Below are 22,296 nucleotides of genomic sequence, written 5' to 3' on the forward strand. Positions count from 1 at the left end.
CTACATAAAATATCTATCCATGAACTTCAAAGTAGGCGACCGCGTGATCATGTCACGCACCCAAAAAACCGGCACGGTATCTTCCCTGCTCGGCAATGATCTGTTCCAGGTCAGGCTCGACGGTGGACTGGGTTACCTTCCCGCGCCCAGCCACGCCCTATCGCTAATTTCGGGAGACACCGCACCCGCGGCCCCGCCCCGAACCGCTCCGATTCAGCGCGACAGCCAGCACGATACGGGTGTACAGTTGGCCTTCGATCCGATCTTCAACGGCGACGGCGATCCGGAGAGCTATCAGCTGTACCTGATCAACGGCACGGGCAGCAAACTGCTGTACGAGATCAAAGTACACACCGGATCCACGAAGCGGGCGGCCAAGTTCGGCCCCCTGGCCGCCTACGATAAACTGAAATTTGAACTGATCCCCTATCACTGGCTCAACGAACGCCTGACGGTCGATCTGGACGTCCGTGCCACGGTGGAGGGCGGGACCGGTCCCCGCCACTTCCAGCAACTGAAGATTAAGCCGAAGCAATTTTTCAGCAGCTACCGTGAAGTTCCCGAACTGAGCCGGGGCGCCCACGTCTACGCCATCTTCCCCAAACTCGATGCGCGCTCCGTAGCCGATCGCTCCTCCGGTCCCAGCCTGCGCGAACTCACCCGCGCCCAGTTGAAAAAACAACAACCGGTACCGGCAGCGCCCCCCGCGGAGAATCCCCTACTCGCTCGTTCGGAATTTAACGACACGCTGGATTTGCACCTGTCCGCACTGGTGGACGACCCCGCCAGCGTACCTAAGCAAGAAGCACTGGCGGTACAGATGCGGGCCTTCGATGCGTACATGGATCAGGCACTTCGGCTCGACGTAAAGCAGGTGTACGTACTGCACGGCGTGGGCGACGGAATCCTGAAGGCGGAAGTGCACAAACGCCTCAAACACGTACCCTTCGTGCGCAAATTTCACAACAGCTACCATCCCAAGTACGGCTACGGGGCAACCGAAGTCCTCTTTGAAAGCTAGACCGCGCAACGCTAATCCGCCTCACAATGCCGTTATTGCCACACCAAACGTATACCGAATGAAAATTTTCTCCCTCGCCCTCCTGCTGCTGACCATGCTTAGTTGCAACAAGGCTAAAGTAACCGAACTCGAAACGAAGTTAGCCAGCTCCCAACGGGAGAACGAACTCATCAAGGGCCAGCTCGAGAGCGTGCAACGCACCAACGGCGATCTGCTGAACCGCATGGAGGACCTGTCCGTCATTTCCAAGGAAGGTGCGACCAGCATCCGGGAAAGTCTACAGAGCCTGAGTGGTCAGACCAGCTACATCAACGAGCTTAACCGCAGTATCCAGCGGAAGGACAGCATCAACCTCGCCCTGGTGACTAACCTGAAGCGCAGCCTGGACAACGTAAACGACGAGGACGTGAAGGTCGAGGTAAGGGGCGGCAAGGTGCTCGTAAGCATAAGCGACAAACTGCTCTTCGCCAGTGGATCGAGCCGTCTCAACCCCGCCTCCACCAACGTGCTCGATAAGGTCAGCCGGGTGCTCAACGACCATCAGAACATCGACGTGATCGTAGAGGGCCACACCGACAACGTACCCGTCAACGGCCGGGGCATCCAGGACAACTGGGAGCTCAGCACCATGCGGGCCGCTTCCGTAGTACGCCAGCTCGTGAACAACTTCGGCGTGGACCCTTACCGGCTCACGGCGGCCGGCCGGGCCGACAACGATCCCCGCGGCGACAACAATACCCCCGAAGGCCGGGCCATGAATCGCCGGACGGAGATCGTCATTACGCCGGATCTGGACGAGTTCTTCAACCTTGCGCAGGACCGGGGGACGGACGGATAAACGGAATCGGCGGGGTCGCGGGAGCGGCGATATTCGGAACGGCCAGCCGCGTCGTAATGGGCCTACGACAGACCCCGAAGCCCTCCCGTACGGGCAGATTCAGCTCGGCCTCGAGAGGAAAAGTGCGCATGTTGCGATCATCGATCATGCGGAGCGGCCAGCTGCGTTCGCTCTCAAGCGTCACGTTGAGGACCGCCCGGCGGGCGTCATAAGTGGACGACACGACGCGGGCGTCCAGCAGTTCTCCCGGGACGCCGATCGTCAGTAGCCGGGCGTCGAAGCGACCGCCGGGATCCAGGGGATTTTCCCGGTCATCGACGTTGATCGTGAGGTGCCACTGCAGGGCGTACTGTCCGGTATTGCGTCGGTGAAGTTCGAAGCGCGTGCCGGCCAGATCGAGCAGGGGGTGCGCCGAAGTAGATAGTTGTTCCCGGACGGGAATGCGGATGGAGGGCATCGACGTCCGCGATGGAAGTACCAGTTCGTAAGATATAGCCACCCGGGCACCCGCGGACACTCCGAAGAGCGCGGGGGCGGCATTTCCGGTCAGGGTGAACGAGACGCCCTCCTCCGTGGGGCTGACCGACAGGCGGGGAACTTCCGTGTACACATCGCCGCCTAGATTCTCTACGTGCCACCCTGCTCCAGCCAGGGCGGCCGGCAGTCCACCCACGTGTACCGTATGCTGGTGGGCGGCGGCCTCCCGCAGGGGCGGCGGGGCCTGAGCAACGGCGGAGAGGTTCGCGAAATACGCTCCGATCTCGGCCGGCCCCGGCAGCCGTTGGAAAAAGGAAGCCCGGGTGTAGGGGCCACTGAAGTCCGTATAGACGACTGTTTCCCAGTCCGTTCCGGAGAACGTATGTTCGCTCTCCCGGCGTTGGCTAAGGTTGCTGTTCACGCGGGCGGTCAGGGGGAGGGAGACGTTGATGCCCACCGATTGTTCCGCGGCGGAAACTTCCTTACTGTCCGTCAGATGTTTTATGAGCACGCCTTCGAACTGACGGAGATAGTAGGCTTCTCCGAGGTATTCCGGATGCTCGGCGTAGAATTGCCACAGGCGGGCCATGAGCTCGGTGGTACGGGCGTCGTTGGCAGCTAGAACTGACGTCAGTGGGCTTTCAAAACTTCCGGCCATGGCCAGTACGCTACTGCTGCGGCTGGCGTCGGTGTTGAGCGCAGCGGCGAAAGCGGCGTAAGGGGGCTTGAATCCGGCATCGAGGGAGGCCTTGAGGTAACCCCCGCAATTCTTGGTGAGCACGAAGGCATCGAAGCCTGGCCGGGGTTGGGGGAACAGATCAATGCCGTCCGCTTCGGCGTACAGGAGATTGGTGGGGCTAAACCGAATGGCGTCCAGCGGTGCCGCGATTTCCCGGGCGGAGAATACGTAGCTCAGCAGGTTACCTCCGTTGATGTCCGCTTTCTCCACGCGGGTACGCAGGGAGCGCTGTCCCAGAAACTTCTCAATGGTGGGCGGCGTGTAATCCCGCTTGCCTTCGTGCTTCGTGAAGCCGCAGAAGTCGTAGTGGCGCTCGAATACGCCCTGCAAAGCTCCCCCCAGGAACAGCCGGCTGTAGGCACGTTGGGGAGGCCAGGAATCTTCGTCCTGATTGCGCCGACGCTGGGCCTCGGTGGTTGGGGGAATAAGCAACAGGTAAACCAGTACGATCAGGAGTAGGCGGTAAGCAGGCATGTAGGGTGGAGTCTAACGTCAGGCTACTCCATTAATGCTCAAGCCAGCCGGTTATTGTCCGCGCGAACCGGGCTTTCCCGGCTAGAACAACCGGAGCTGGGGATTGCGTCCTTGCTCGAAGGCACTAAAGTCGTACGCCGGCCAGTCCGGGGCCCCGGAAAAATACTTACGGCGGGCCAGTTCGAACTGCTGGCGGATCAGTTCCGACAGCACGCCCTCCCCCCGGTGGCGCACCCCGAACCGTTTTTCCCCAAGAGTACCCCCCCCGGCAGTCGCGTATACGGTTAAGTACGCGATCCGCCCGGTCGGGATACGTTTTTTGGATCCAGTCGGTGAAAATATCGGCAACGGAATCGTTCAGCCGGACGATGCTGTAGCCGATCTTACGGGCTCCGGCCTCCGCCGCCCGCCGGGCAATGGGAAGCAACTCGTGGTCGGTCAGGCCTGGGATGACGGGGGAGATATTAACCATCACCGGGATGCCGGCCGCGCTTAAAGTTTCTACGGCGCGAAATCGCTGGGCGATACTTGCCGTACGCGGCTCCAGCATCCGGCGCACGTCTTCCTCCAACGTAGTAATGCTGAAACAAACGTGTACGAGCCGGTCGGCAGCCATTTCCGTTAGTATGTCCAGGTCTCTGACGATCAGACTGTTCTTGGTGATCAGGCCAACGGGGTGACGGAACTGTTGCAGTACTTCCAAACATTTCCGGGTAAGTCCGAAGCCGCGTTCGGCGGGCTGGTAGGCGTCCGTGCTTCCGGACATCATGATCGGCAGGGGGTCGTACGATTTCTTGAGCAGAGATTGCCGCAGGATCGCCGGGGCCTCAGCCTTGTACAGAACCTTGGTTTCGAAGTCCAGCCCGGCGCTGTATCCCCAGTACTCGTGGGTCGGACGCGCAAAGCAGTACACGCAGCCGTGTTCGCACCCCTGATAGCAGTTAAGGCCGTAGCCCTGCCCCAGGTCCGGGCTCGTAATGCGATTGAGGATGGTCTTCGGGTGGGTGGGAATGTATTCCGTGCGCAGGTTATCGTCCGGATCGGGCAACTCGTCGTAGCGAAGATTATCGTACGGGTTGTGCGAGTTGATTTTCGCGCCGCGCCCGCGAAGGGGATCTTTGGACGGGTGCACGCTACCGTCGTTTTAGTCGAATGGCGTTTCCGATGACCACCACGTCGGAAAAGGCCATAAATAACGCCGCCCACATGGGATTCAGGAATCCGAGAGCGGCCAGGGGGATGGCCACGATGTTGTAGCTGAAGGCCCAGAACAGACTTTCCCGGATCGTGCGTACCGTCAAATGAGCGATGCGCCGTCCCTCCACGAGCAGCGACAGATCGTCGCGCATAAGGACCACCTGCGCGGCGTCGAGCGCGGCGGCGCTGGCTCCTCCCAGACTGATCCCTACGTCGGCGCGGCTGAGGGCCGTGGCATCATTGATCCCGTCCCCAACCATCGCCGTGGGCGCCCGGTCGCTGAGCTCGGAGATGCGCTCCAGTTTTTCGTCGGGCAGCTGCTCGGCGTATACCCGATCGATGCCTACCTGACGGGCTACCCGATCGGCCTTTGCCCGGCGGTCACCCGTCAGCAAAATAGTTTCGATTCCATCGGCGTGCAGACTGCTCACGAGGTCCGGGGCCGCCTCCCGTACCCGATCGGTCAGGGTGAACCAGGCGAGTACCCGGTCGCCGTCACGGAGCACGACGTCCGCATCGAGTTCAGTGTCCCGTGCCGCGCCCAGGAATAAGTTGCCCGATCGCAGGCCTAGTCCCGCCGTTTCCCGCACGTCGAGCTCACCGGCCAGCCGGCGGTAGGCGGGGTCGCCGGGCTCCGCCATCTCCTGCTTCCAGAGGTAGTCCCGCACCGAAGTGGCGATGGGGTGCGAACTGTAGCCTTCCAGATCGAACACGAGCCGGCGGATGACGGGTGCATCCTCACCCGGGCTCACGTGAAATTCTCCGATCTCGAGTTCTCCCGTGGTCAGCGTTCCGGTTTTGTCGAAGACCATCTGGCGAATACTTGCCAGGCTTTCGACCGTACTTCCCCCCCGGATCAGGATGCCACTTCCGGCTAGGCGCCCTACCCCCACCATCACGGCGGTCGGAGTCGCGAGGCCCATGGCACAGGGGCAGGAAATGAGCAGAACCGCAATCGCGTTCATGAGCGCCTGGGTCGGGCTTGCGTAGCCCGTCAGCCAGCCCACCACGAAGGTCAGCAAGCTGATCACCACCACGACCGGTACGAATACGGCGCTGATGCGATCGGCGAGACGCTGGATTTGCGGTTTATCGGACTGGGCGGTCTTGACCAGTTCAATAATGCGGGCAAGGGTTCCGTCGCGGTAAGCTTCCGTAACCTCCACCGTAACCTGCCCCGATACCAGAATACTGCCCCCCAGCACCCGGTCGCCCTGGTTTTTCACAACCGGCAGGCTCTCTCCGGTGAGCATTGCTTCGTTGATGCTGCCGCCACCCTCGCGAACAATTCCGTCCAGCGGGATGCGGTCGCCGGTATTGACCCGCACGAGCGTACCCGGTCGCACCTCGTCCACGGGCAGACTTACAATGGTCCCGCTCGGCATGACGGCGCGGGCCGTCTCTTCCCGCAGGTCGGTCAGGGCACCGATGGCGGTCGTGGTACGTTCTACCGCCCTCGCCTCCAGCCAGTTGCCCACCAGGACCAGGGTGATGATGGTCGCGGCGGTTTCGAAGAAGTAGTAGCGGGGCTCCTGCAGATATAAACCTACCAGACTGTACACGAAGGCCGCCGTCGCCCCGAGGAAGATTAGGACGTCCATATTGAGCATACGCTGCCGTAATCCGGCCAGCGCGGATCGCCCGAAATGCAGTCCGCCGATCAGATAGACCGGCAGCGCCAGCGCGAACTGCGTCCATCCACTTTCGAGGAGCGGGAGTTCCAGTCCGGTCATCATAATGAAGTGCCCGAGCAACAGGGGCAGGGTGAACACGGCACAGATGATTAGCCGCTGCCGCGCGGAGAGTCCCCGCCGGGCATCCGTGCCCCCGTCGGCACCGTCGTCATCGTTGACGACGGTATAGCCCAGCTTGCTGATGCCGGTCCGCACGGCTCCCGCGTCCGCGACCGAATCGTCACGCCGGTACCGCACTTCGCGGGTCTGGAAATTGACCATCACGTCCTGGAGCCCCTGCCGTTCGAGGAAGCGTTGAATGGACATCGCGCAGTTATTGCAATCCATTCCGTCCACCCGCAATTCTACAATGTCTGGCCGCTTCGTCACGAACTAAATGTGTTTAAGTAACTTCTAGTGGTAACGCCCTAAGGGGTCGAACGGTTAAATCAATCACACTAGCATGAAATCACTGCACACACTACTTTTTATCGCGCTTCTGGCCACTTGGTCGTGCGGGGGCGACACTCCGGAAGAGGCCATGGACCAGGGGGGCGTCGAGGAGGAAGGCGACAATCTGATCGGAACCGGCAACCCCGGAAATGACGCTATCCGGCTCACGGATATGCCCCCGACGAAGGACTATCCCAACGCCAGTATTGACGACTGGTCCTACGAAAACGGCACCTTCAACTATACCGTGAGCGGCGGCTATACCCTCGGTCGCCAGACGGAGGACGCCAGTTCGTTAATGTGCGCCAATTCCGAACAGGGGCAGCACATCCATCTTATCGTGGACAACGAGCCCTACATCGCTAAGTATGAGCCCACGTTCGATCACCCCATGACCAACGGCGAGCACTACCTACTGACCTTCCTGAGCCGGAGCTACCACGAGTCCATCAAAACGGACAAGGCCCACCGCGCCGTGAAGGCCAGCGTGAACAACAACAGCTTCTCTAATCCCGCGCCCGTCACCGAGCCCATGCTGTTCTACAGCCGGCCGAAGGGCACCTATACCGGAAAGGCGGAAACGGAGAACGTCATGCTCGACTTTTACCCCGTCAACGCGCCGCTGGGCAACGAGTATCAGGTGAAGGCCACCGTGAACGGCAAGGATTTCATGATCGACGAGTGGAAGCCCTATTACCTGCAGGGCCTACCGATGGGGGAAACCACCATTACGCTGACGCTGATGTCGGGCGACAGCATCGTCGATACCCCCCTGAACCCCGTAGTGCGCACCATCACGCTGCAGGAGCTCCCGACGGAGGCGGCCGGAAAGTAGGTTTTAGCCTGTATCTCCTTCTATAGACGAAGCCCCGCCGACCACAGTGGTCGGCGGGGCTTCGTTTTTTACGAATCCGGTACCCTGACCTTAGTCATCGTAGCGGGCGATCTCTCCACTGCGAACCCGTGCCATGTAGCTGGACAGCGCCCGCCGCACGTTGGGCATCAGGAGGTACAGCCCGAATACGTTGGGGAAACACATGGCGAAGATCATCGCGTCGCCGAAGTCGAATACGGCACTGGCCGAAATTGCCGAACCAATGACCACGAAAATGCAGAAGATGATCTTGTATACCGCTTCGTTGGTCTTGCTCTCCCCAAAGAGGTAAGTCCAGCACTTGAGGCCGTAGTACGACCAGCTGATCATGGTCGATAGGGCGAAGAGGATGACCGCCACGCCCAGGACGAGGGGGAACCAGCTGATCACGCTCTCGAAGGCGGCGGACGTGAGGGTAATGTCACCTACCTGACCGCTCATTTTGTTAGCGAAGGCGGCTTCGGCACCGTAACCGCCGTAGTTGGTGATGATGATCACCAGGGCCGTCATGGTACAGATGACAACCGTATCGATGAAGGGCTCCAGCAGCGCCACGATACCCTCGCTGATGGGCTCGTCGGTCTTCGCGGCGGAGTGCGCGATGGAGGCCGAACCGACGCCGGCCTCGTTGCTGAATGCCGCCCGCCGGAAACCCTGGATGAGAACGCCGATGATGCCGCCGTAAAGGGCCTTGGCGTTGAAGGCTCCGTCGATGATGGTTCCGAAGGCCGCGGGAATATCGGTAACGTGGTACCCCAGTACGATCAGTGCGCCGAGTACGTATACGCCGACCATGAAGGGAACCACCTTGTCGGTCACCCGGGCAATACTCTTGATGCCCCCGAGGATGATCAGTCCGACGGTGATCGCCATCGCTACGCCGAAGATCCAGCCGCGGCCGTAGAAGAAGCTGTCCACGCCGCCGGTTACCTCCGTGAGTTGCTGAGTAGCCTGATTGATCTGGACCATGTTGCCGCCACCGAAACTTCCGCCGATGCAGGCAATGGAGAACATGACGGCCAGGACCTTACCGAGGGTACCCCAGCCCGGCCCCTTTTCGCGCAGTCCCTTATCCAGGTAGTACATCGGCCCTCCAGAGACCGACCCGTCGGCGTGGACGTCGCGGTACATGACCCCGAGGGAGCATTCCACGAACTTGGAGGTCATGCCCAGCAGACCGGCCACGATCATCCAGAAGGTAGCGCCGGGCCCGCCGAGGGCGACCGCGTAGGCCACTCCGGCGATGTTGCCGACGCCGACCGTGCCGGAAAGCGCCGCGGTAAGCGCCTGGAAGTGGGATACCTCACCGGCATCGTCGGGATCGTCGTATTTGCCCCGCACGACATCCAGGGCGTGCTTGAATCCCGTAATGTTGATGAAGCCCATGTAGATCGTAAAGACCGTAGCCCCGACGATCAACCAGGGAAGCACGAAGGGAATTTCGAAGCCGGCGATCGGGACCGTAAAGAAGACGATCGATTCCACGACCTGGGTGATCGGCTCGAAAACCGCCTGAATTTTTTCGTCGATGGTCGTTCCCGTCGTCTCCACGTCTTCCACCAGTTCCGGGTTGTCTTGAGCAAGGATTAAGAGAGGACCGAAAAGTGATAGAAGGAGAAAGTAGAAACGTTTGACCATGCGGAAGATTAATTTGAGCGCGACGCAAGGTAGGAACTTTTTAAAAGCTCAAAACAATACTACCTTACCACCTCGCTATGCCCGACACCACCTCCGCTACCGATACCGCGCTCTTCGCAGCTCTGCGGACGGGTGAGTCTGCCGCCCTCGACGAGCTCTTCCGGCGCTACTACGTCGACCTCTGCCGGGTAGCCATCCGACTGGTCAGCGACGGGCCGGCCGCCGAGGATATCGTGCAGGAGATGTTTACCAGCCTATGGACGAAGCGCGACCGGCTCCCCGAAGAGACGCCCGCGGTAAATGCCTACCTGCGGCGCTCCGTGCGCAACCGCAGCCTCAACTTTCTCCGCGACCGCAAACGCATACCCGTCGACGACGCGGAACCCTCCGACACCACCGCCGACACGCTTCACCAGCAACCCACGGCCGCCCTGGAGAGGGAGGAACTCCAGACCCGGGTCAATCGGGCCATCGACCGCCTCCCCGAACGCTGCCGCCTCGTCTTCGTCATGAGCAAGGTGGAAGACATGAGTCACCGCGAAATTGCCGACGAACTCAGCATCTCCGTCAAGACCGTGGAAAACCAGATGACCCGGGCCTACAAGTTCTTACGGGAATGGCTGGCTCCCGCAATCCTATTAATATTGAGCTACTTTGGTTAATTTGAGCCCATGGAGTCAGCCAACGGACCAAACTCCGGCAAAAGATCGGATCCCCTTTGGGGGGCTTCCCTACTTTTGGGGTCCAGTCAGTGAAGCCATTACTCACGACAAACTCTCATGCCTCTAGACTACAAGGACATCGACCGCTTGGTCTCCACTTACCGGGAGGATTACACGCCGGACGTGGACCAGGGGCTGCGGCAACTCCACCGCCGCATCACTCCCGTTCGTCGGTTGCGGCCGTACTCGCGGCGTACCTACCTCATGGGTGCTGCCGCCGCCCTGGCACTTGTCGTCACCGGACTGTTGTTCCTGCTCGGGCCCGGGAATCAGGAACGACTGATCAATCAATCCAACCAACCCCTCGCCTTCGACCTTCCGGACGGTACCCGCATTACCCTCCAGCAGGGCAGCGAGGCTACTTACGACCCTGACGACTACAATCTGGAGACCCGCCGCGTCGAATTGCGCGGTCAGGCCTTCTTTGAAGTGCATCCCGACCGGGATCGTCCCTTCCTGGTTTCCAACGGGACCGCCGAACTGCGGGTCACGGGCACGGCCTTTAACCTGCGCACCGAAGACCGGACCATGGAGGTTGAAGTATCGGAGGGTTCCGTGCTCCTGCAACGGGACGGTGAAGCGATTGAGGTGTCCGCTCTCGAATGCGGCCTAGCCCGGGCGGGTCAACCCCTCAAGCACGCCAGTTCTCCCAACCTCAATCACCACGCGTGGCGAACGGGAGCCCTGAAGTTCGATCATACCCCCATGTCGGAGGTACTGGAGTATTTCTACGACAACTGGGGCATCGAATGTACCTGGGCCGGCGGCAAGCCATGCAACTATGCCGTGAGCGGCAATTATCAGGGCGGGGACGCGGGAGCCGTGCTATCCGATATCGCCAAACTCGGCGGGCTCGACCTTACCCCCCAGGGTTCCGATGGTAAACATTACGAGCTGAGCGGACCTTGTTCTCTATAAATCCCTCCCTCCATGTGGTGGCCGCGCCTGCTCTTCATTCTTATTCTGACGAGTGGGCCGATACTATCCGTAGCCGGGCAGAATGACGCGGAACGGTTTCCCCTCCCCCGCCGGGTCCTTTCGATCGAACAGGCACTTATCCTGCTTAACCAATCCGGAGCCGATCTAAGCTACCGCCCCGATCAGCTTCCCGCCCGGCAGGTCCGTATTCCCGGCGGACGGCGTACCCTGGCCCGCTGGTTGGAGTACCTGTTGCGGGATACCGAGCTCACGTACTCCCGCGGATCGGCCGGATATCTGATTCTTCCGGATCCGGAACTGCTGTCCCGTTCCCTGAGTATTTTCGGTATGGTGACCGATGAACGGACCGGCGAACGACTCATCGGCGCCACCGTACAGTTGGTTGACCGGGGGATCGTGGCCCAAACGAATGAGTACGGCTTTTTCACTCTTCCTACCCACGGGGGCGATCAGCGCCTCCGGGTTACCTACGTCGGATACTTTCCCTTTGAACGGACCCTGGTGTTGCGATCGGACAGCCTCGTAAATCTCGAACTACAGGCTAACCGCGAACTGCCGCAAATCATTGTTACGGCCTCCGGAAGCGAAGGCCGGGCGAATGCCTACCTGGAAACCGGATCGCGCATCGGCCGGTCCGAAGTCTCCCAACTCGGCGGTCTCGGCGGGGAAGCCGATCCCCTGCAACTCGCTCGCTTGCTGCCCGGGGTTACCAGTGGCGCCGACGGCATCGGCGGCATCTTCATCCGTGGCAGTGAGGCCGGTCATAACCTGGTCCTGCTCGACGGGGTACCGGTCTACGGTCTGAGTCATGCGGGTGGACTGTTCAGCATCTTCAGTAACCAGGCGATCCGACGAATCGACTTGTACAAGGATGGTCTACCGGCCCGCTTCGGAGGCAGGATTGGCGGCGTCCTCGACGTGCACACCCGCGACGGAAATCTATACGAAAACGAACTCACGGTCGGCAGCAGTCTGCTGAGCGCCCAGGTCTCCGCCGAAGGCCCCATCCGTCACGGCGAGAGTTCCTTTCTTTTGACGGGACGTTATTTCTGGGCGGGCCAGCTCATCCGGGAGTACAGCCGCCGGTACAAGGCCAACCGCGGACGCCAGGGCCTGACGGACTACGACGTCTACGACGTCAACTTCAAACTGAATCAACGGGCCGGACGGCGGGGCCGGATTTACTTAAGCCTTTATTCCGGGCTCGACAACTACGGCAACTCCAGCTGGCAGTCTAACACGGTATCCCACACCACGGAGGGGGGAGCCACCTTTCTGTACACGGCACCCGTTTACCGACGCGAGGATGTCCGTTGGGGAAACACCGTAGGGGCACTTCGCTACAACCACGTATTCTCCGACCGGACCTTCGGCAATTTTCGCCTGTCGTACAGTGACCTCCTCACCGAATCCGCCTTCGAGCGCTCCGACAGTCTGCTCAACCTGACCAACGATTACGCCAGCGGCGAGGTGTACAGCGGAAGCTACGCCTCCCAGATCAGACAACTGGGTTTTGCCTTTGACGGACAGACCAGCATGGGGGCCAATCGCTACCTGCGTTACGGGGCCGAAATGAATGCCCACCGGTTCGCGCCGCGATTGCTCAACGGCAACGAGGAACTCGCCAACTATACCATCGAACAGGAATCCGGGGAATCCAGCACCCATCACCCTTCCCAGTACGCGGTGTATGCATCCTACCACGGAATCCTCGGTACGACCAGGTACCGGGCCGGGCTGAGGGCCGGACTGTGGAGCAACCAGCACAAAAACTACTTCTCCCTCTCCCCCCGCCTGGTCGTGGCCGGCCCCCTTTCCGCGTCCGTGGGTTGGCAAGCCACGTACGACCGGACCGTCCAGCCCGTACACTTACTGAACAGTTTCGTCATCGGACTACCGTCGGATCTGTGGGTACCCTCGGCGCCCTCCCTGCCCCCGTCGACCGCCGACCAAATCAGCGGTAAACTCACCTTTGCTCCCCTACCGACCTGGACCGTAGAGTCCGGGGTGTACTACAAGGCACTCCACCGTTTGGTCGCCTACGCCGAAGGAGCGCAGAGTACCGATAACTGGACCCAGAACCTTAGCCACGGCCGGGGTGAAGCGTATGGTTTCGAGACGGCCGTGCAACGCAGCCGCGGTAAAATCAGAGGTTGGCTCAGTTATACCCTGGCGCGGAGCATACGCGATTTTGACGGCCAGATCAACCTGGGTCGGCCCTTCCCCTTCCGGTACGACCGGCGACACGCCGTCAATTTACTGATGATCTATCAGCTCGGCGAGCGCACGACCCTCACCGGTAGTTGGCGCTACGAAACCGGACTGGCCTACAGCCTTAGTTTGGAAACCATTCAGGATCCGGGAACGGGCGGATGGTCCACGGAGGTCCCGATCACCAGTGAGCGCAACGGTTACCGGATGCCCGCTAACCATCGCTTCGACCTGAATTTGCACACCGTCCTCACCGCCCCCGGTAGTCACTTCACTCACGCCATCGATTTCGGATTGTACAACGTATACAACCGGCATAATCCGATCTACTTCGAAACCCGCCCGGAGTATTACATCGAGGAGGATAAACTCCAGAGTCGTACTCAGTTTTACCAGATTTTCGTAGCTCCACTGTTGCCCTCCGTCAGCTACCGCCTCACCTTCTCGAGCGGAAATAGTGCCACCTTTGGAAGATAGTCGACAAATGAGTATTTTTACTCATTATGCGAAAATTCGCTCCTCATTACATCACCCATGTAGCCGCCCTGTGCGGCCTGGCGGTCCTCCTGGCCTGTGAGGAACCGGTGGAGTTGAATATCGATATCCCCAAGAGCCGCTTAGTCATCAACTCCAACTTTTACCCCGACGAGTTGGTGTCGCTGCGCATCTCCGCCAGCCGGCCCCTCGGGGGAAGCTTTACGAACGTCGATCACGCCGAAGTCACGCTATTCGAGGGCGACTCACTGGCCGAGCGTCTTACCTTCATTCCCAGTCCGGAATCCGCCGCCGCCGGCAGCTACCGCACCACGGACTTTCGCCCCCAGGTCGGTAGGCGGTACACGATTCACGTGGCCGCCGACGGCTATGATCCCGTGACCGCCGTAAGCAGCATCCCCGCTTCCATCCCCATCCGCTCGATTGCCATTCGGGGACTGACCCAGAAAACGGAGGGAACGATTACTACCTACGATTACGCCTTGATCATCGACTACGCCGATCCGGTCGAGGAGGAAAACTACTACGATTTGCGAATCTACCAGCAGGCTATCGCCTATAAGGTAGATGCCAAGGGAGATACCATTCGCCAAAGTTCATACCTGAAGTCCGTAGGCACCCCCTCACGGGTCTCGCGGCAGGGGGGTACGGTGAGTGTGCTCCTACGCGATAAGTGCGAAAAGGATGCCGTGGAGGTTCACCTGCAGAGTCAGTTGGATACCAGTCTGGAAATCCCCGGCGAGATCGTCGCCGAGTTGCGGACGGTAAGTCCGGAATACTACCACTACCAGCGCAGCCTGATGGGCTACGACGGCGTCCAGCTGGGCCTGAACGAGCCGGTTATCCTGTTCAATAATATCGACCAGGGACTCGGAGTTTTCGCCGGCTACAACTCCGTACGCCAGAATCTCCGACTGCTCGTTAAATAGGTTCTAGGCCGGCGGGGACATGGCGGGTACCACCCGAATTACGAAAGTCTGGGCCCAACGATCGTGCAGCGCCCGGCTCCAGGGATCCATGATCAGCCACACGGCGGAAAACACCGGGAAATTATTGCAAATATTGACAAGCAGATTCTGGTTGAGGGGAAAGCTCGACATGTAATTTACGTACAGCTCCAGGTCAGTCACTTCCCGGAATTCCGGTGCCTCAAACATGCGAATCTGCACGAAGAGCGTCGCGAAAGCGGAAACAGCGAAGGGTAGGTAACGCACGAAACTCTGATTGAGCCCGATCTTCCGGTGGGTGCCGCGGTCCACCACCCGCAACCGCATGATCCACTTCCCCGCCGTGCAGCCAAACAGGCTTTCCGTTAGGGGTTTATACAGCGTCTGTAGCGCCCAGAGTACGATGACCGCATAGAGCAGCGGACGCTCCACCATGAAGTAAAAGATAGCGTACATCACCGGCAGGAGCACGAACTGATCGACCAGGTACGCCGCCACGCGGGGCAGGAACCCCGCCGTAGGTACGGTGGTCGGGTCCGGAAGGTCCTGAATGGTTTGTGAAGTCACGGGCTTGGGGATCTATGATGGACGACGCACGACGAAACTGCCAGCCAGAATGTCGTGGGCGGCCTGCTTAGGTGGGTTAAAAAGCATAACCAGCGCCGACAGCAGGGGCAACAGGGACGCATATTGTTGAATCCGCCCCAAACGTACGACCTCCGCGTCGTTCTGCAGGTACTCCACGTACTCGAAATAGCCCGTTATTTCCCGGAAGTCGTCCTGACCGAACATCGCGTAGTTGAGATATAAGCCTAACACGGTAGCAACCAGCCAGGGGGTATACCGAAGCCACGCCTGACCCAGTGACAAAAACGCGCCGTGCTCATCCGTGACCCGGAGGTTACAGGCCAGTTTTCCCAGTGTCCCCCCGTAAATGTGTTCCATCACCGGTTTGTAACACGCCGTCAGTAACATGACCAGCACGACGAGCAACAGGTTTTGCCGGTAAGCCGTAAAGTAAATGCCGAGCACCGCCGCGGGCAGCAGTACCAAAAAATCAATAAGCGCGGCGGCCAGACGGATCCAGAAGCCTGCCGGTTCGGCCCGGGTGGAAAGTGGTATGTCCTCGATGGTCTCCGTAGTCATAAGCGTGGATTTGCGGTTAGCGGCTTAAAACTACGGTTCCCAGCTCTTTTGCCAGGGCCATCCGCATCTCGTCGAGTTTCATCTGCACCCGGAGGTGAGTGCGCAACTTAGCGAGGTCCCCCGCAACTTCCAAACGGGAAATTTCCGCTGCATTTTCCTTGCACTTTCGTTCGATCTTTTCCATCCGGAAGATTCGCAGAAATATTTCGGCGGCCAACCGGTGATTTTCCTCGGGGGCCTTCTGGCTCAGACGCAAGCCGTACTTCAGTTGCCAGTTGGGACTGTAGGTGTAGGGGCTGGTGACGGCTTCGACGGCTAGTTTGCGTACGTCCGCGTCGGGGTGGCTTCCGTACCAGGAAGCATCCGGCGGCCGCCCGTGCTCACGGAGGTGAGCCATCACCAAGTGGACGATCTCCCGGTAACGCGGCCGGTCGAAGTCACCCAGCAGGTCGGCGACGTTGGCGGTTAGGTAAGTAGCGACGCTGGTCGAGGTCGCGTCATCGTACGACTTGTGTCCGTGCTGCACGAGTAGGTAGAGCAAAAACTTTTCCTGGTACCCGTGCCCTAGATCCATTTCCGCATCGGATGCGGTGGCGGGTTCATCCACGGGGGCCGTCATCGCCACCGGCTCGGCGGGTTCGTCCGTTTCGTTCACCCAACCCGGTTCACGCAGGTTATCCCAGTCGTCCTCCTCGGAGGGCGTAGGCGAAGTCGGTGGGTGTGGCGCTTGCCGGTCAGAGCGCTGGCGGCGCCGGGCCTCCCGTTCCTGGTCCTTACGGCTCTGCGCCCGGCGATCGGCGATGGCCTTGTTGACGAGGTTCACCAGCAATTGCTCCTGAATACCCAACCGGCCGCTGAACTGCTGCAGATAAGCCGCCCGTTTGAGGGGATCTTCCACCAGAGCCAGCGTAGCCCCGATGTCCCGAATCGCGGCGGTACGGCGGGACACGTCCTCCCCGGCTTCCTCCAGGAGCAGGTCCGCCTTGAAGAACAGGAAATCCTTCCGCTGCTCCTCCAGATACTCCTCAAACTTCGTACTACCGACCGCCTGCATATAGCTGTCCGGGTCCTGCCCCTCGGGAAGTACGACCACCCGAACGTTGAGATCCGCGGTGAGCAGTACGTCCACCCCCCGCAGGGCCGCTTTGATGCCGGCTTTATCCCCGTCGTAGAGGAGGGTAACGTTTTCGGTGAACCGTTTTACGAGTTTCGCCTGCCCGGTGGTCAGGCTGGTGCCCGACGTGGCCACCACGTTTTTCACGCCGTTCTGGTGCAGACTGATGACGTCCGTGTAGCCTTCCACCATATAGACGTTGTCGAGCTTGCGCACCGCCTGACGGGCCTGGTGCATGCCGTACAGAACGTCGGACTTATGGTAAATTTCGCTTTCGGGGCTGTTGACGTACTTCGGCGCCTTTACGTCTTTGCGCAGGACCCGACCGGCAAAGGCGATGGGTTTACCCGCCAGATTATGGATCGTGAACATCACCCGATCGTAGAAGAAATCACGACCGTTGCGGATCAGTCCGAGTTTTTCCAGTTGTTCTTCCTTGTGCCCGGCGGCGGTGGCAGCACGCAGTAGGCCGTCGCGAGCGGCCGGCGCGTACCCCAGTCCAAAAGTATCCATCGTCTCCCGCAGGAAACCCCGTTGCTTGAAGTAGCTCAGCCCGATACTTTTTCCCTCTTCGGTGCGGTGAAGCTGGTCGCCGAAATAGCTGCGGGCAAAATCATTAGTAATAATAAGACTGTCCCTTTCCTGAAGTTCTTCCCGAACTTCCGGGCTGACCTCCCGTTCCTCTAGTTGAAGGTTGTACTTCGCGGCGATCCACCTGATGGCGTCCGGAAACGAAAGCTGCTCCAGTTCCATCAAAAATTTAACCGGGTCCCCCCCCACGCCGCAGCCGAAACACTTGTAAATGTTACGTGCAGGGTTTACATTAAAGGAAGGAGTCTTCTCATTGTGAAAAGGGCACAGACCGGAATAATTGTTGCCCCGACGCCGGAGATTCACGAAGTCGCCAACCACGTCTTCTATCCGCGCCGAATCGATTACTTCCCGTACACTTTCATCCGTGATCATGGGTCCAAAGGTACGGAATTTAATCGTCGGCTAAGCGGCAGACTCGACCGGCTACTTCGACGTAAATACTTGTAAGTCAGTTACATTACGATTTTTTTAACGCGATACCTCCCCCCGGGTCGCATACTTTTTTGCCTTCCAATTGTCTTATAGATATACCCGCGTGGCGACTCGCGAACGTCGCAAGAATTTAATGGGTGTTCTCATAGTGTGTGGACTGTCCCGACGGCATTATGTTCGTTCGGGGCAGTTTTTGTTTAGGTACCGACCTCGCCGATCACCTGCAACTGACTGAGATCTGGTTGCGGTTTGCCCCCCTCGTCTTCGAGCGTGATGGCAAAGGCCGCTACTCCGGGCAGGTAGGCCACATCAAGTAAGCTACCGCTGGCGATGTTCCGGTCCAGCACGCCGAGGTCCTGCGGACCGTTCGCATCGATCGCCCACAGTTGATACTGTTTTCCCGCGGGGGGCGCCGGAAGATTGGCCGGACTGAAGAGGGTCTGACCCGCGACGGGATTATAGAACACCACGGCCCGGCTGTCCGGAGCATTTTCCGAACCGGCGAGTACGATGTTCCGCGTCTCGGCGTCGGACAGTACGGCCAACTGCTGTAGGTTATCCTGATTTTGTTCCCTAATTTCCTCACAATCCGCCTGTAGGGTGATCAGTCGTTGTTCGCTCTGGGACAGTGCTTCACCTCGCTGCTGCGATTGCGACAGCAGATAAGCGACGGCGGCCACGGCCAGGATCAGGGCGATGGCCAGGGCCCACACCAGCACGGGGGAAGATCCTGATTTTGCCTGGGAAACCTTGCCCGCCGGAAGAGCCGTCTCCGCCCTTTCGCCGCGGACCTGATCGAGCACACGATCGAGGACCGGGGCGGCCGGCGGTGGGGCGGCCTGTCCCTGCAGTACGACGTACTCCTCCAGTGCCCGTTCGATCTCCCGCAACTCGTTTCTGACCTCGGGGTACGCTTCGGCATACCGCTCCACCGCCCGACGCTCGTCGGGGGAAAGACGGTCCAGAACGTATAGTTCCAGAACGCCGGAGTTTATGTATGCAGTGAGGTCCACGGGTATCTTAGAATAATTTGCTAGTGTGAGAGGAAGGTGTAGAGGATTAAGAGGATCAATTCGTTCTTTAAAATGCTTCTCAGTTGCTGCAACGCGCGGCGAGACCGGGTCTTGACCGTGCCCAGGGGCAGGTCGAGCGCCTCAGCGGTTTCAGCCTGAGTGTAATCTTTGAAGTAGAGCAGGTCAATTATTGACCTATAATTGGTATCAAGTTTATTGACTAACTTGGCGAGTCCGATGTGCTCTATCGGCATCGACTCGCTCATGTTGTTGTGATTAACTACGACGGCATCCATCCGATCGGTTTTCCCCTGCTTGCGGTATGACTTGGAACGGACCCGGTCGATGGCGGCGTTGCGGGCGACCCGGGCCATCCAGGTGAAGAGCCGGCTCTTGTCGGCTTCGTACTTCTCCACGTTGTCCCAGATCCGCATCAGAACGTCCTGCAGCACCTCTTCGGCTACCTCGGGTTCGGTGATAATCCGGCTAATAATGAGGTTGAGCGCCCCCCCGTAGTGGTCAAAAAGATACCGCATACCGGCCTCGTCCCGCGCGAGCAGGAGCTGAAGAAGGACGGCCTGGTGATCTTGATTCGCCAATGATGGCTTGCTAGGGTTAATAAGGGGCGGCGGCGCGCAGGCGCAATGTACGTTAAAAAAAAAGCTATGCAATCCGGCAGAAATACATTTAGCCGATAATTTGGGGTCCCCGCGGGAGAATGGGCTAATTTGCGCCCCTGCCTCTTCATCAAGGGGGGTAGATAAAATGGCAATACATGATGAAGGCACTACTGGGGGGTATCGGCATCGGACTGGTGTTCCTGATCTTCTGGCTCGTCCTGCTCAGCACGGGTCGTGAAATCGGTGGGGATAAGCGTGAACCGTCAACGGAGCAGGTGACCGCCACCTCCGGCCTGCCCCAGTTGGTCCACGCGATTGACCTGTCCGGGCCTTTTTCCTTCGCCGGTAAGGAGTTGCCCCTGGACAATTTCGACGTGCGGGAGCGGCTCGATCTCGAGCTTATGCGCAATGCCTACTTCCACCGCAATACGCTGCTGCTCCTCAAGCGTCAGCCCCGCTACTTCCCGACCATCGAGCGTATTCTGCGGGAAGAGGGGGTACCCGACGACCTGAAGTACCTGGCCGCCGCCGAAAGCACCCTCACCGAAGCCGTCAGCCCGGCGGGTGCCAAGGGCGTCTGGCAGTTCATGGCACCCACCGGGCGGGCATTTGGGCTGCGCATCGACGCCGAAGTGGACGAGCGCTTTCACCTCGAGAAGTCGACCCGGGCGGCGGCGGCCTACCTCAAAGATTATTATCGACAATTCGGAGACTGGCATAAGGTTGCCGCCGCCTATAATATGGGCGGACCTAACCTGAGCAAGTGGCTGGAACGCCAGCGCGCCGAGGAACTCTACGACCTGGACATCAATGCCGAAACGATGCAATACCTCTTTCGCATCGTAGCGCTTAAATCTATCATGGAAGATCCGGCGGCGTTCGGCTACCACCTCGAGGCCGGCCAGACGTATCCCGGCCTGGATGACTACCGCACGGTGGTCGTGGACACTACCATCACCAACCTTGGCGATTTCGCCCTGCGGCAGGGAACTACCTACCGCCTGCTGAAGCGGTACAACCCCTGGCTCATTACGGGCCAGCTTACCGTACCCGCCGGCACTACAATGGAAATCCGGATACCGAACGGAGCCAACCGATAAGATCGGCAACGCCACCCGGGGTCAGCCTCCGGGTACTTCTCCCCCAACGACCCCGACCGTGAAGAAATCCTTATTACTTAAGCCTTACGCCCACTACCTCCGCCGCCGTATCCGCTACCGGGCGGGGCTGGCGGTCGAACTGCAGGAAGAGATCCGCAAGGACCTGGTGCGCACCGCCCGCGACACGGCCTTCGGACAGGATCATCACTTCGCGGAGATCCGGACCTACGCCGACTTCAAGCGTCGGGTACCCGTGGGTGACTACGAAGCCTTCCGCACTTATTTTGACCGCATCAAGTCGGGGGAGTCCGATGTATGCTGGCCCGGCAAACCCCGGTACCTGGCCAAGACCAGCGGCACGACCAGCGGCGTCAAGTACATCCCGCTCACCCGCGAAAGCCTCCCCAATCACTTCGGATCGGCGCGCAACGCGCTGTTCAACTACGTGGCCGAAACCGGACACGCACGTTGGCTCGACGGCAAGATGATCTTCCTCAGCGGCAGCCCCGAAATGGAGGCGACCAACGGCATTCCCACCGGCCGGCTTTCGGGCATCGTGAACCACGAAGTGCCCGCCTGGCTGCGCACCAACCAACTCCCCTCCTACCCCACCAACTGCATAGAAGACTGGGAAACGAAGCTCGAGGCGATCGTCGATGAGACCATTCACGCCGATATGCGTCTCATCAGCGGCATCCCCCCCTGGGTGCAGATGTACTACGAAAGACTGCTCGCCCGGAGCGGCAAGCGCACCATCCGGGAGCTCTTCCCCAACCTAGAAATGTTCGTGTACGGGGGCGTGAACTTCGAGCCCTACCGCCAATCCCTCGAGCGACTGGTCGGCGCACGCATTCCCAGCGTGGAAACTTACCCTGCCAGCGAAGGCTTCATCGCTTACCAGGACAGCCAGACCGAACCGGGACTGCTGCTCAATACCGCCAGCGGCATCTTCTTCGAGTTCATTCCGGCGGAGGAAGTATTTAGCGATGCCCCGACCCGGCTTTCCCTGGGGGAGGTGGAAACGGGCCGCAACTACGCCATAATCCTGTCAACTACGGCCGGCCTGTGGGGATACAATATCGGCGATACGGTGGAGTTCGTCAGCACCGATCCCTACCGTATTCGCGTCACCGGCCGGATCAAACACTACATCAGCGCCTTCGGAGAACACGTCATCGGTAAAGAAGTGGAGACCGCGCTGCGGCAGACCGCCCAGGTCTTTGGGGCCAGCGTAACGGAATTTACCGTAGCGCCCCAGGTAAACCCCGCCTCGGGCCTTCCGTACCACGAATGGTTCGTGGAATTCGCCACTCCCCCCCGGGACCCGGAGGCTTTCGCGGCCGCCCTCGACCGGGCCATGGTCGGCGAAAACCTGTACTACCGGGACCTGATCGAAGGCAAGATCCTCCGTCCGCTGGTACTGCGGGAGCTGCCCGCCGGGGCGTTTCGCGAGTACATGAAAAGACAGGGAAAGCTCGGCGGCCAGAATAAGGTACCCCGCCTCTCCAACGACCGCCAACTGGTCGACCAACTCTGATCCGGGCGTAACTTATTAGCTTAGCGCAGAACTACCTGCACC

General features: G+C 59.8%; 18 protein-coding genes. 9 read left to right on the forward strand and 9 right to left on the reverse strand.

Annotation, left to right across the window (positions count from 1 at the left end):
* The first annotated feature begins 19 nt into the window (after positions 1-19).
* Positions 20-1,021: a Smr/MutS family protein gene (locus tag NMA52_RS05340; RefSeq protein ID WP_254826616.1), complete on the forward strand. Its 1,002-nt coding sequence runs from the start codon at positions 20-22 to the stop codon at positions 1,019-1,021.
* A 58-nt stretch (positions 1,022-1,079) separates the two neighbouring features.
* Positions 1,080-1,859: an OmpA family protein gene (locus tag NMA52_RS05345; RefSeq protein WP_254826617.1), complete on the forward strand. Its 780-nt coding sequence runs from the start codon at positions 1,080-1,082 to the stop codon at positions 1,857-1,859.
* Here the strand turns inward: NMA52_RS05345 and NMA52_RS05350 are convergent.
* The 3 genes from NMA52_RS05350 to NMA52_RS05360 form a co-directional block, all read right to left on the reverse strand.
* Positions 1,825-3,549 (reverse strand): hypothetical protein, encoded by a 1,725-nt coding sequence (locus NMA52_RS05350; protein WP_254826618.1) that lies wholly within the window; start codon positions 3,547-3,549, stop codon positions 1,825-1,827. The genes NMA52_RS05345 and NMA52_RS05350 overlap by 35 nt on opposite strands.
* 166 nt (positions 3,550-3,715) lie before the next feature.
* The gene (locus NMA52_RS05355; RefSeq protein ID WP_254826619.1) at positions 3,716-4,681 is read right to left on the reverse strand and encodes a PA0069 family radical SAM protein; all 966 of its coding nucleotides are present in this window, start codon (positions 4,679-4,681) and stop codon (positions 3,716-3,718) included.
* A 1-nt stretch (position 4,682) separates the two neighbouring features.
* Positions 4,683-6,809, reverse strand: a complete 2,127-nt coding sequence (locus NMA52_RS05360) for a heavy metal translocating P-type ATPase (protein ID WP_371930941.1) — start codon at positions 6,807-6,809, stop codon at positions 4,683-4,685.
* 73 nt (positions 6,810-6,882) lie between these two features.
* On the opposite strand from NMA52_RS05360, the gene NMA52_RS05365 reads away from it, so the two are divergent.
* Positions 6,883-7,707 (forward strand): hypothetical protein, encoded by an 825-nt coding sequence (locus tag NMA52_RS05365; protein ID WP_254826621.1) that lies wholly within the window; start codon positions 6,883-6,885, stop codon positions 7,705-7,707.
* A gap of 90 nt (positions 7,708-7,797) precedes the next feature.
* On the opposite strand, the gene NMA52_RS05370 is transcribed toward NMA52_RS05365, so the two are convergent.
* Positions 7,798-9,384, reverse strand: a complete 1,587-nt coding sequence (locus NMA52_RS05370; protein ID WP_254826622.1) for a sodium:alanine symporter family protein — start codon at positions 9,382-9,384, stop codon at positions 7,798-7,800.
* A 77-nt stretch (positions 9,385-9,461) separates the two neighbouring features.
* Between NMA52_RS05370 and NMA52_RS05375 the strand changes: the two genes are divergently transcribed.
* The 4 genes from NMA52_RS05375 to NMA52_RS05390 all read left to right on the forward strand — a co-directional run bounded on the left by NMA52_RS05375 (position 9,462) and on the right by NMA52_RS05390 (position 14,680).
* A complete protein-coding gene (locus NMA52_RS05375) occupies positions 9,462-10,046 on the forward strand; it encodes an RNA polymerase sigma-70 factor (protein ID WP_254826623.1) in 585 nt (194 codons plus the stop codon).
* A gap of 117 nt (positions 10,047-10,163) precedes the next feature.
* Positions 10,164-11,024: a FecR family protein gene (locus NMA52_RS05380; protein ID WP_254826624.1), complete on the forward strand. Its 861-nt coding sequence runs from the start codon at positions 10,164-10,166 to the stop codon at positions 11,022-11,024.
* A 12-nt stretch (positions 11,025-11,036) separates the two neighbouring features.
* Positions 11,037-13,733, forward strand: coding sequence for a TonB-dependent receptor (locus tag NMA52_RS05385; RefSeq protein ID WP_254826625.1), 2,697 nt, complete (start codon positions 11,037-11,039; stop codon positions 13,731-13,733).
* A gap of 26 nt (positions 13,734-13,759) precedes the next feature.
* Entirely contained in the window at positions 13,760-14,680 is a 921-nt protein-coding gene (locus tag NMA52_RS05390; protein ID WP_254826626.1) for a DUF4249 domain-containing protein, read from the forward strand.
* Positions 14,681-14,683: 3 nt separating this feature from the next.
* Here the strand turns inward: NMA52_RS05390 and NMA52_RS05395 are convergent, their stop codons facing one another.
* The 5 genes from NMA52_RS05395 to NMA52_RS05415 form a co-directional block, all read right to left on the reverse strand.
* On the reverse strand, positions 14,684-15,265 hold the full coding sequence (locus NMA52_RS05395) for an RDD family protein (protein ID WP_254826627.1): 582 nt from the start codon (positions 15,263-15,265) through the stop codon (positions 14,684-14,686).
* Positions 15,266-15,277: 12 nt separating this feature from the next.
* On the reverse strand, positions 15,278-15,844 hold the full coding sequence (locus NMA52_RS05400) for an RDD family protein (RefSeq protein ID WP_254826628.1): 567 nt from the start codon (positions 15,842-15,844) through the stop codon (positions 15,278-15,280).
* Positions 15,845-15,860: 16 nt separating this feature from the next.
* Positions 15,861-17,924 carry a DNA primase gene (gene dnaG / locus NMA52_RS05405; RefSeq protein ID WP_254826629.1) on the reverse strand — a complete coding sequence of 688 codons (2,064 nt, stop codon included), beginning with the start codon at positions 17,922-17,924 and terminating at the stop codon, positions 15,861-15,863.
* Positions 17,925-18,181: 257 nt separating this feature from the next.
* Positions 18,182-18,997 (reverse strand): anti-sigma factor domain-containing protein, encoded by an 816-nt coding sequence (locus tag NMA52_RS05410; protein ID WP_254826630.1) that lies wholly within the window; start codon positions 18,995-18,997, stop codon positions 18,182-18,184.
* A 20-nt stretch (positions 18,998-19,017) separates the two neighbouring features.
* Entirely contained in the window at positions 19,018-19,596 is a 579-nt protein-coding gene (locus NMA52_RS05415) for an RNA polymerase sigma factor (protein ID WP_254826631.1), read from the reverse strand.
* Positions 19,597-19,772: 176 nt separating this feature from the next.
* On the opposite strand from NMA52_RS05415, the gene NMA52_RS05420 reads away from it, so the two are divergent.
* Entirely contained in the window at positions 19,773-20,717 is a 945-nt protein-coding gene (locus NMA52_RS05420) for a lytic transglycosylase domain-containing protein (RefSeq protein ID WP_254826632.1), read from the forward strand.
* 58 nt (positions 20,718-20,775) lie between these two features.
* Positions 20,776-22,254 (forward strand): GH3 auxin-responsive promoter family protein, encoded by a 1,479-nt coding sequence (locus tag NMA52_RS05425; protein ID WP_254826633.1) that lies wholly within the window; start codon positions 20,776-20,778, stop codon positions 22,252-22,254.
* Positions 22,255-22,296: the final 42 nt, after the last annotated feature.

Origin of the sequence: Lewinella sp. JB7 (genome assembly GCF_024297185.1) — a bacterium.
Lineage (GTDB): Bacteria > Bacteroidota > Bacteroidia > Chitinophagales > Saprospiraceae > Neolewinella.

Bases quoted from the DNA above. Each gene is read 5' to 3' on its own strand.
- NMA52_RS05350 (WP_254826618.1), bottom strand. From the start codon at position 3,549: ATGCCTGCTTACCGCCTACTCCTGATCGTACTGGTTTACCTGTTGCTT.
- NMA52_RS05345 (WP_254826617.1), top strand. From the start codon at position 1,080: ATGAAAATTTTCTCCCTCGCCCTCCTGCTGCTGACCATGCTTAGTTGC.
- NMA52_RS05370 (WP_254826622.1), bottom strand. From the start codon at position 9,384: ATGGTCAAACGTTTCTACTTTCTCCTTCTATCACTTTTCGGTCCTCTC.
- NMA52_RS05375 (WP_254826623.1), top strand. From the start codon at position 9,462: ATGCCCGACACCACCTCCGCTACCGATACCGCGCTCTTCGCAGCTCTG.
- NMA52_RS05380 (WP_254826624.1), top strand. From the start codon at position 10,164: ATGCCTCTAGACTACAAGGACATCGACCGCTTGGTCTCCACTTACCGG.
- NMA52_RS05420 (WP_254826632.1), top strand. From the start codon at position 19,773: ATGATGAAGGCACTACTGGGGGGTATCGGCATCGGACTGGTGTTCCTG.
- NMA52_RS05340 (WP_254826616.1), top strand. From the start codon at position 20: ATGAACTTCAAAGTAGGCGACCGCGTGATCATGTCACGCACCCAAAAA.
- NMA52_RS05400 (WP_254826628.1), bottom strand. From the start codon at position 15,844: ATGACTACGGAGACCATCGAGGACATACCACTTTCCACCCGGGCCGAA.
- NMA52_RS05385 (WP_254826625.1), top strand. From the start codon at position 11,037: ATGTGGTGGCCGCGCCTGCTCTTCATTCTTATTCTGACGAGTGGGCCG.
- NMA52_RS05390 (WP_254826626.1), top strand. From the start codon at position 13,760: ATGCGAAAATTCGCTCCTCATTACATCACCCATGTAGCCGCCCTGTGC.
- NMA52_RS05365 (WP_254826621.1), top strand. From the start codon at position 6,883: ATGAAATCACTGCACACACTACTTTTTATCGCGCTTCTGGCCACTTGG.
- dnaG (WP_254826629.1), bottom strand. From the start codon at position 17,924: ATGATCACGGATGAAAGTGTACGGGAAGTAATCGATTCGGCGCGGATA.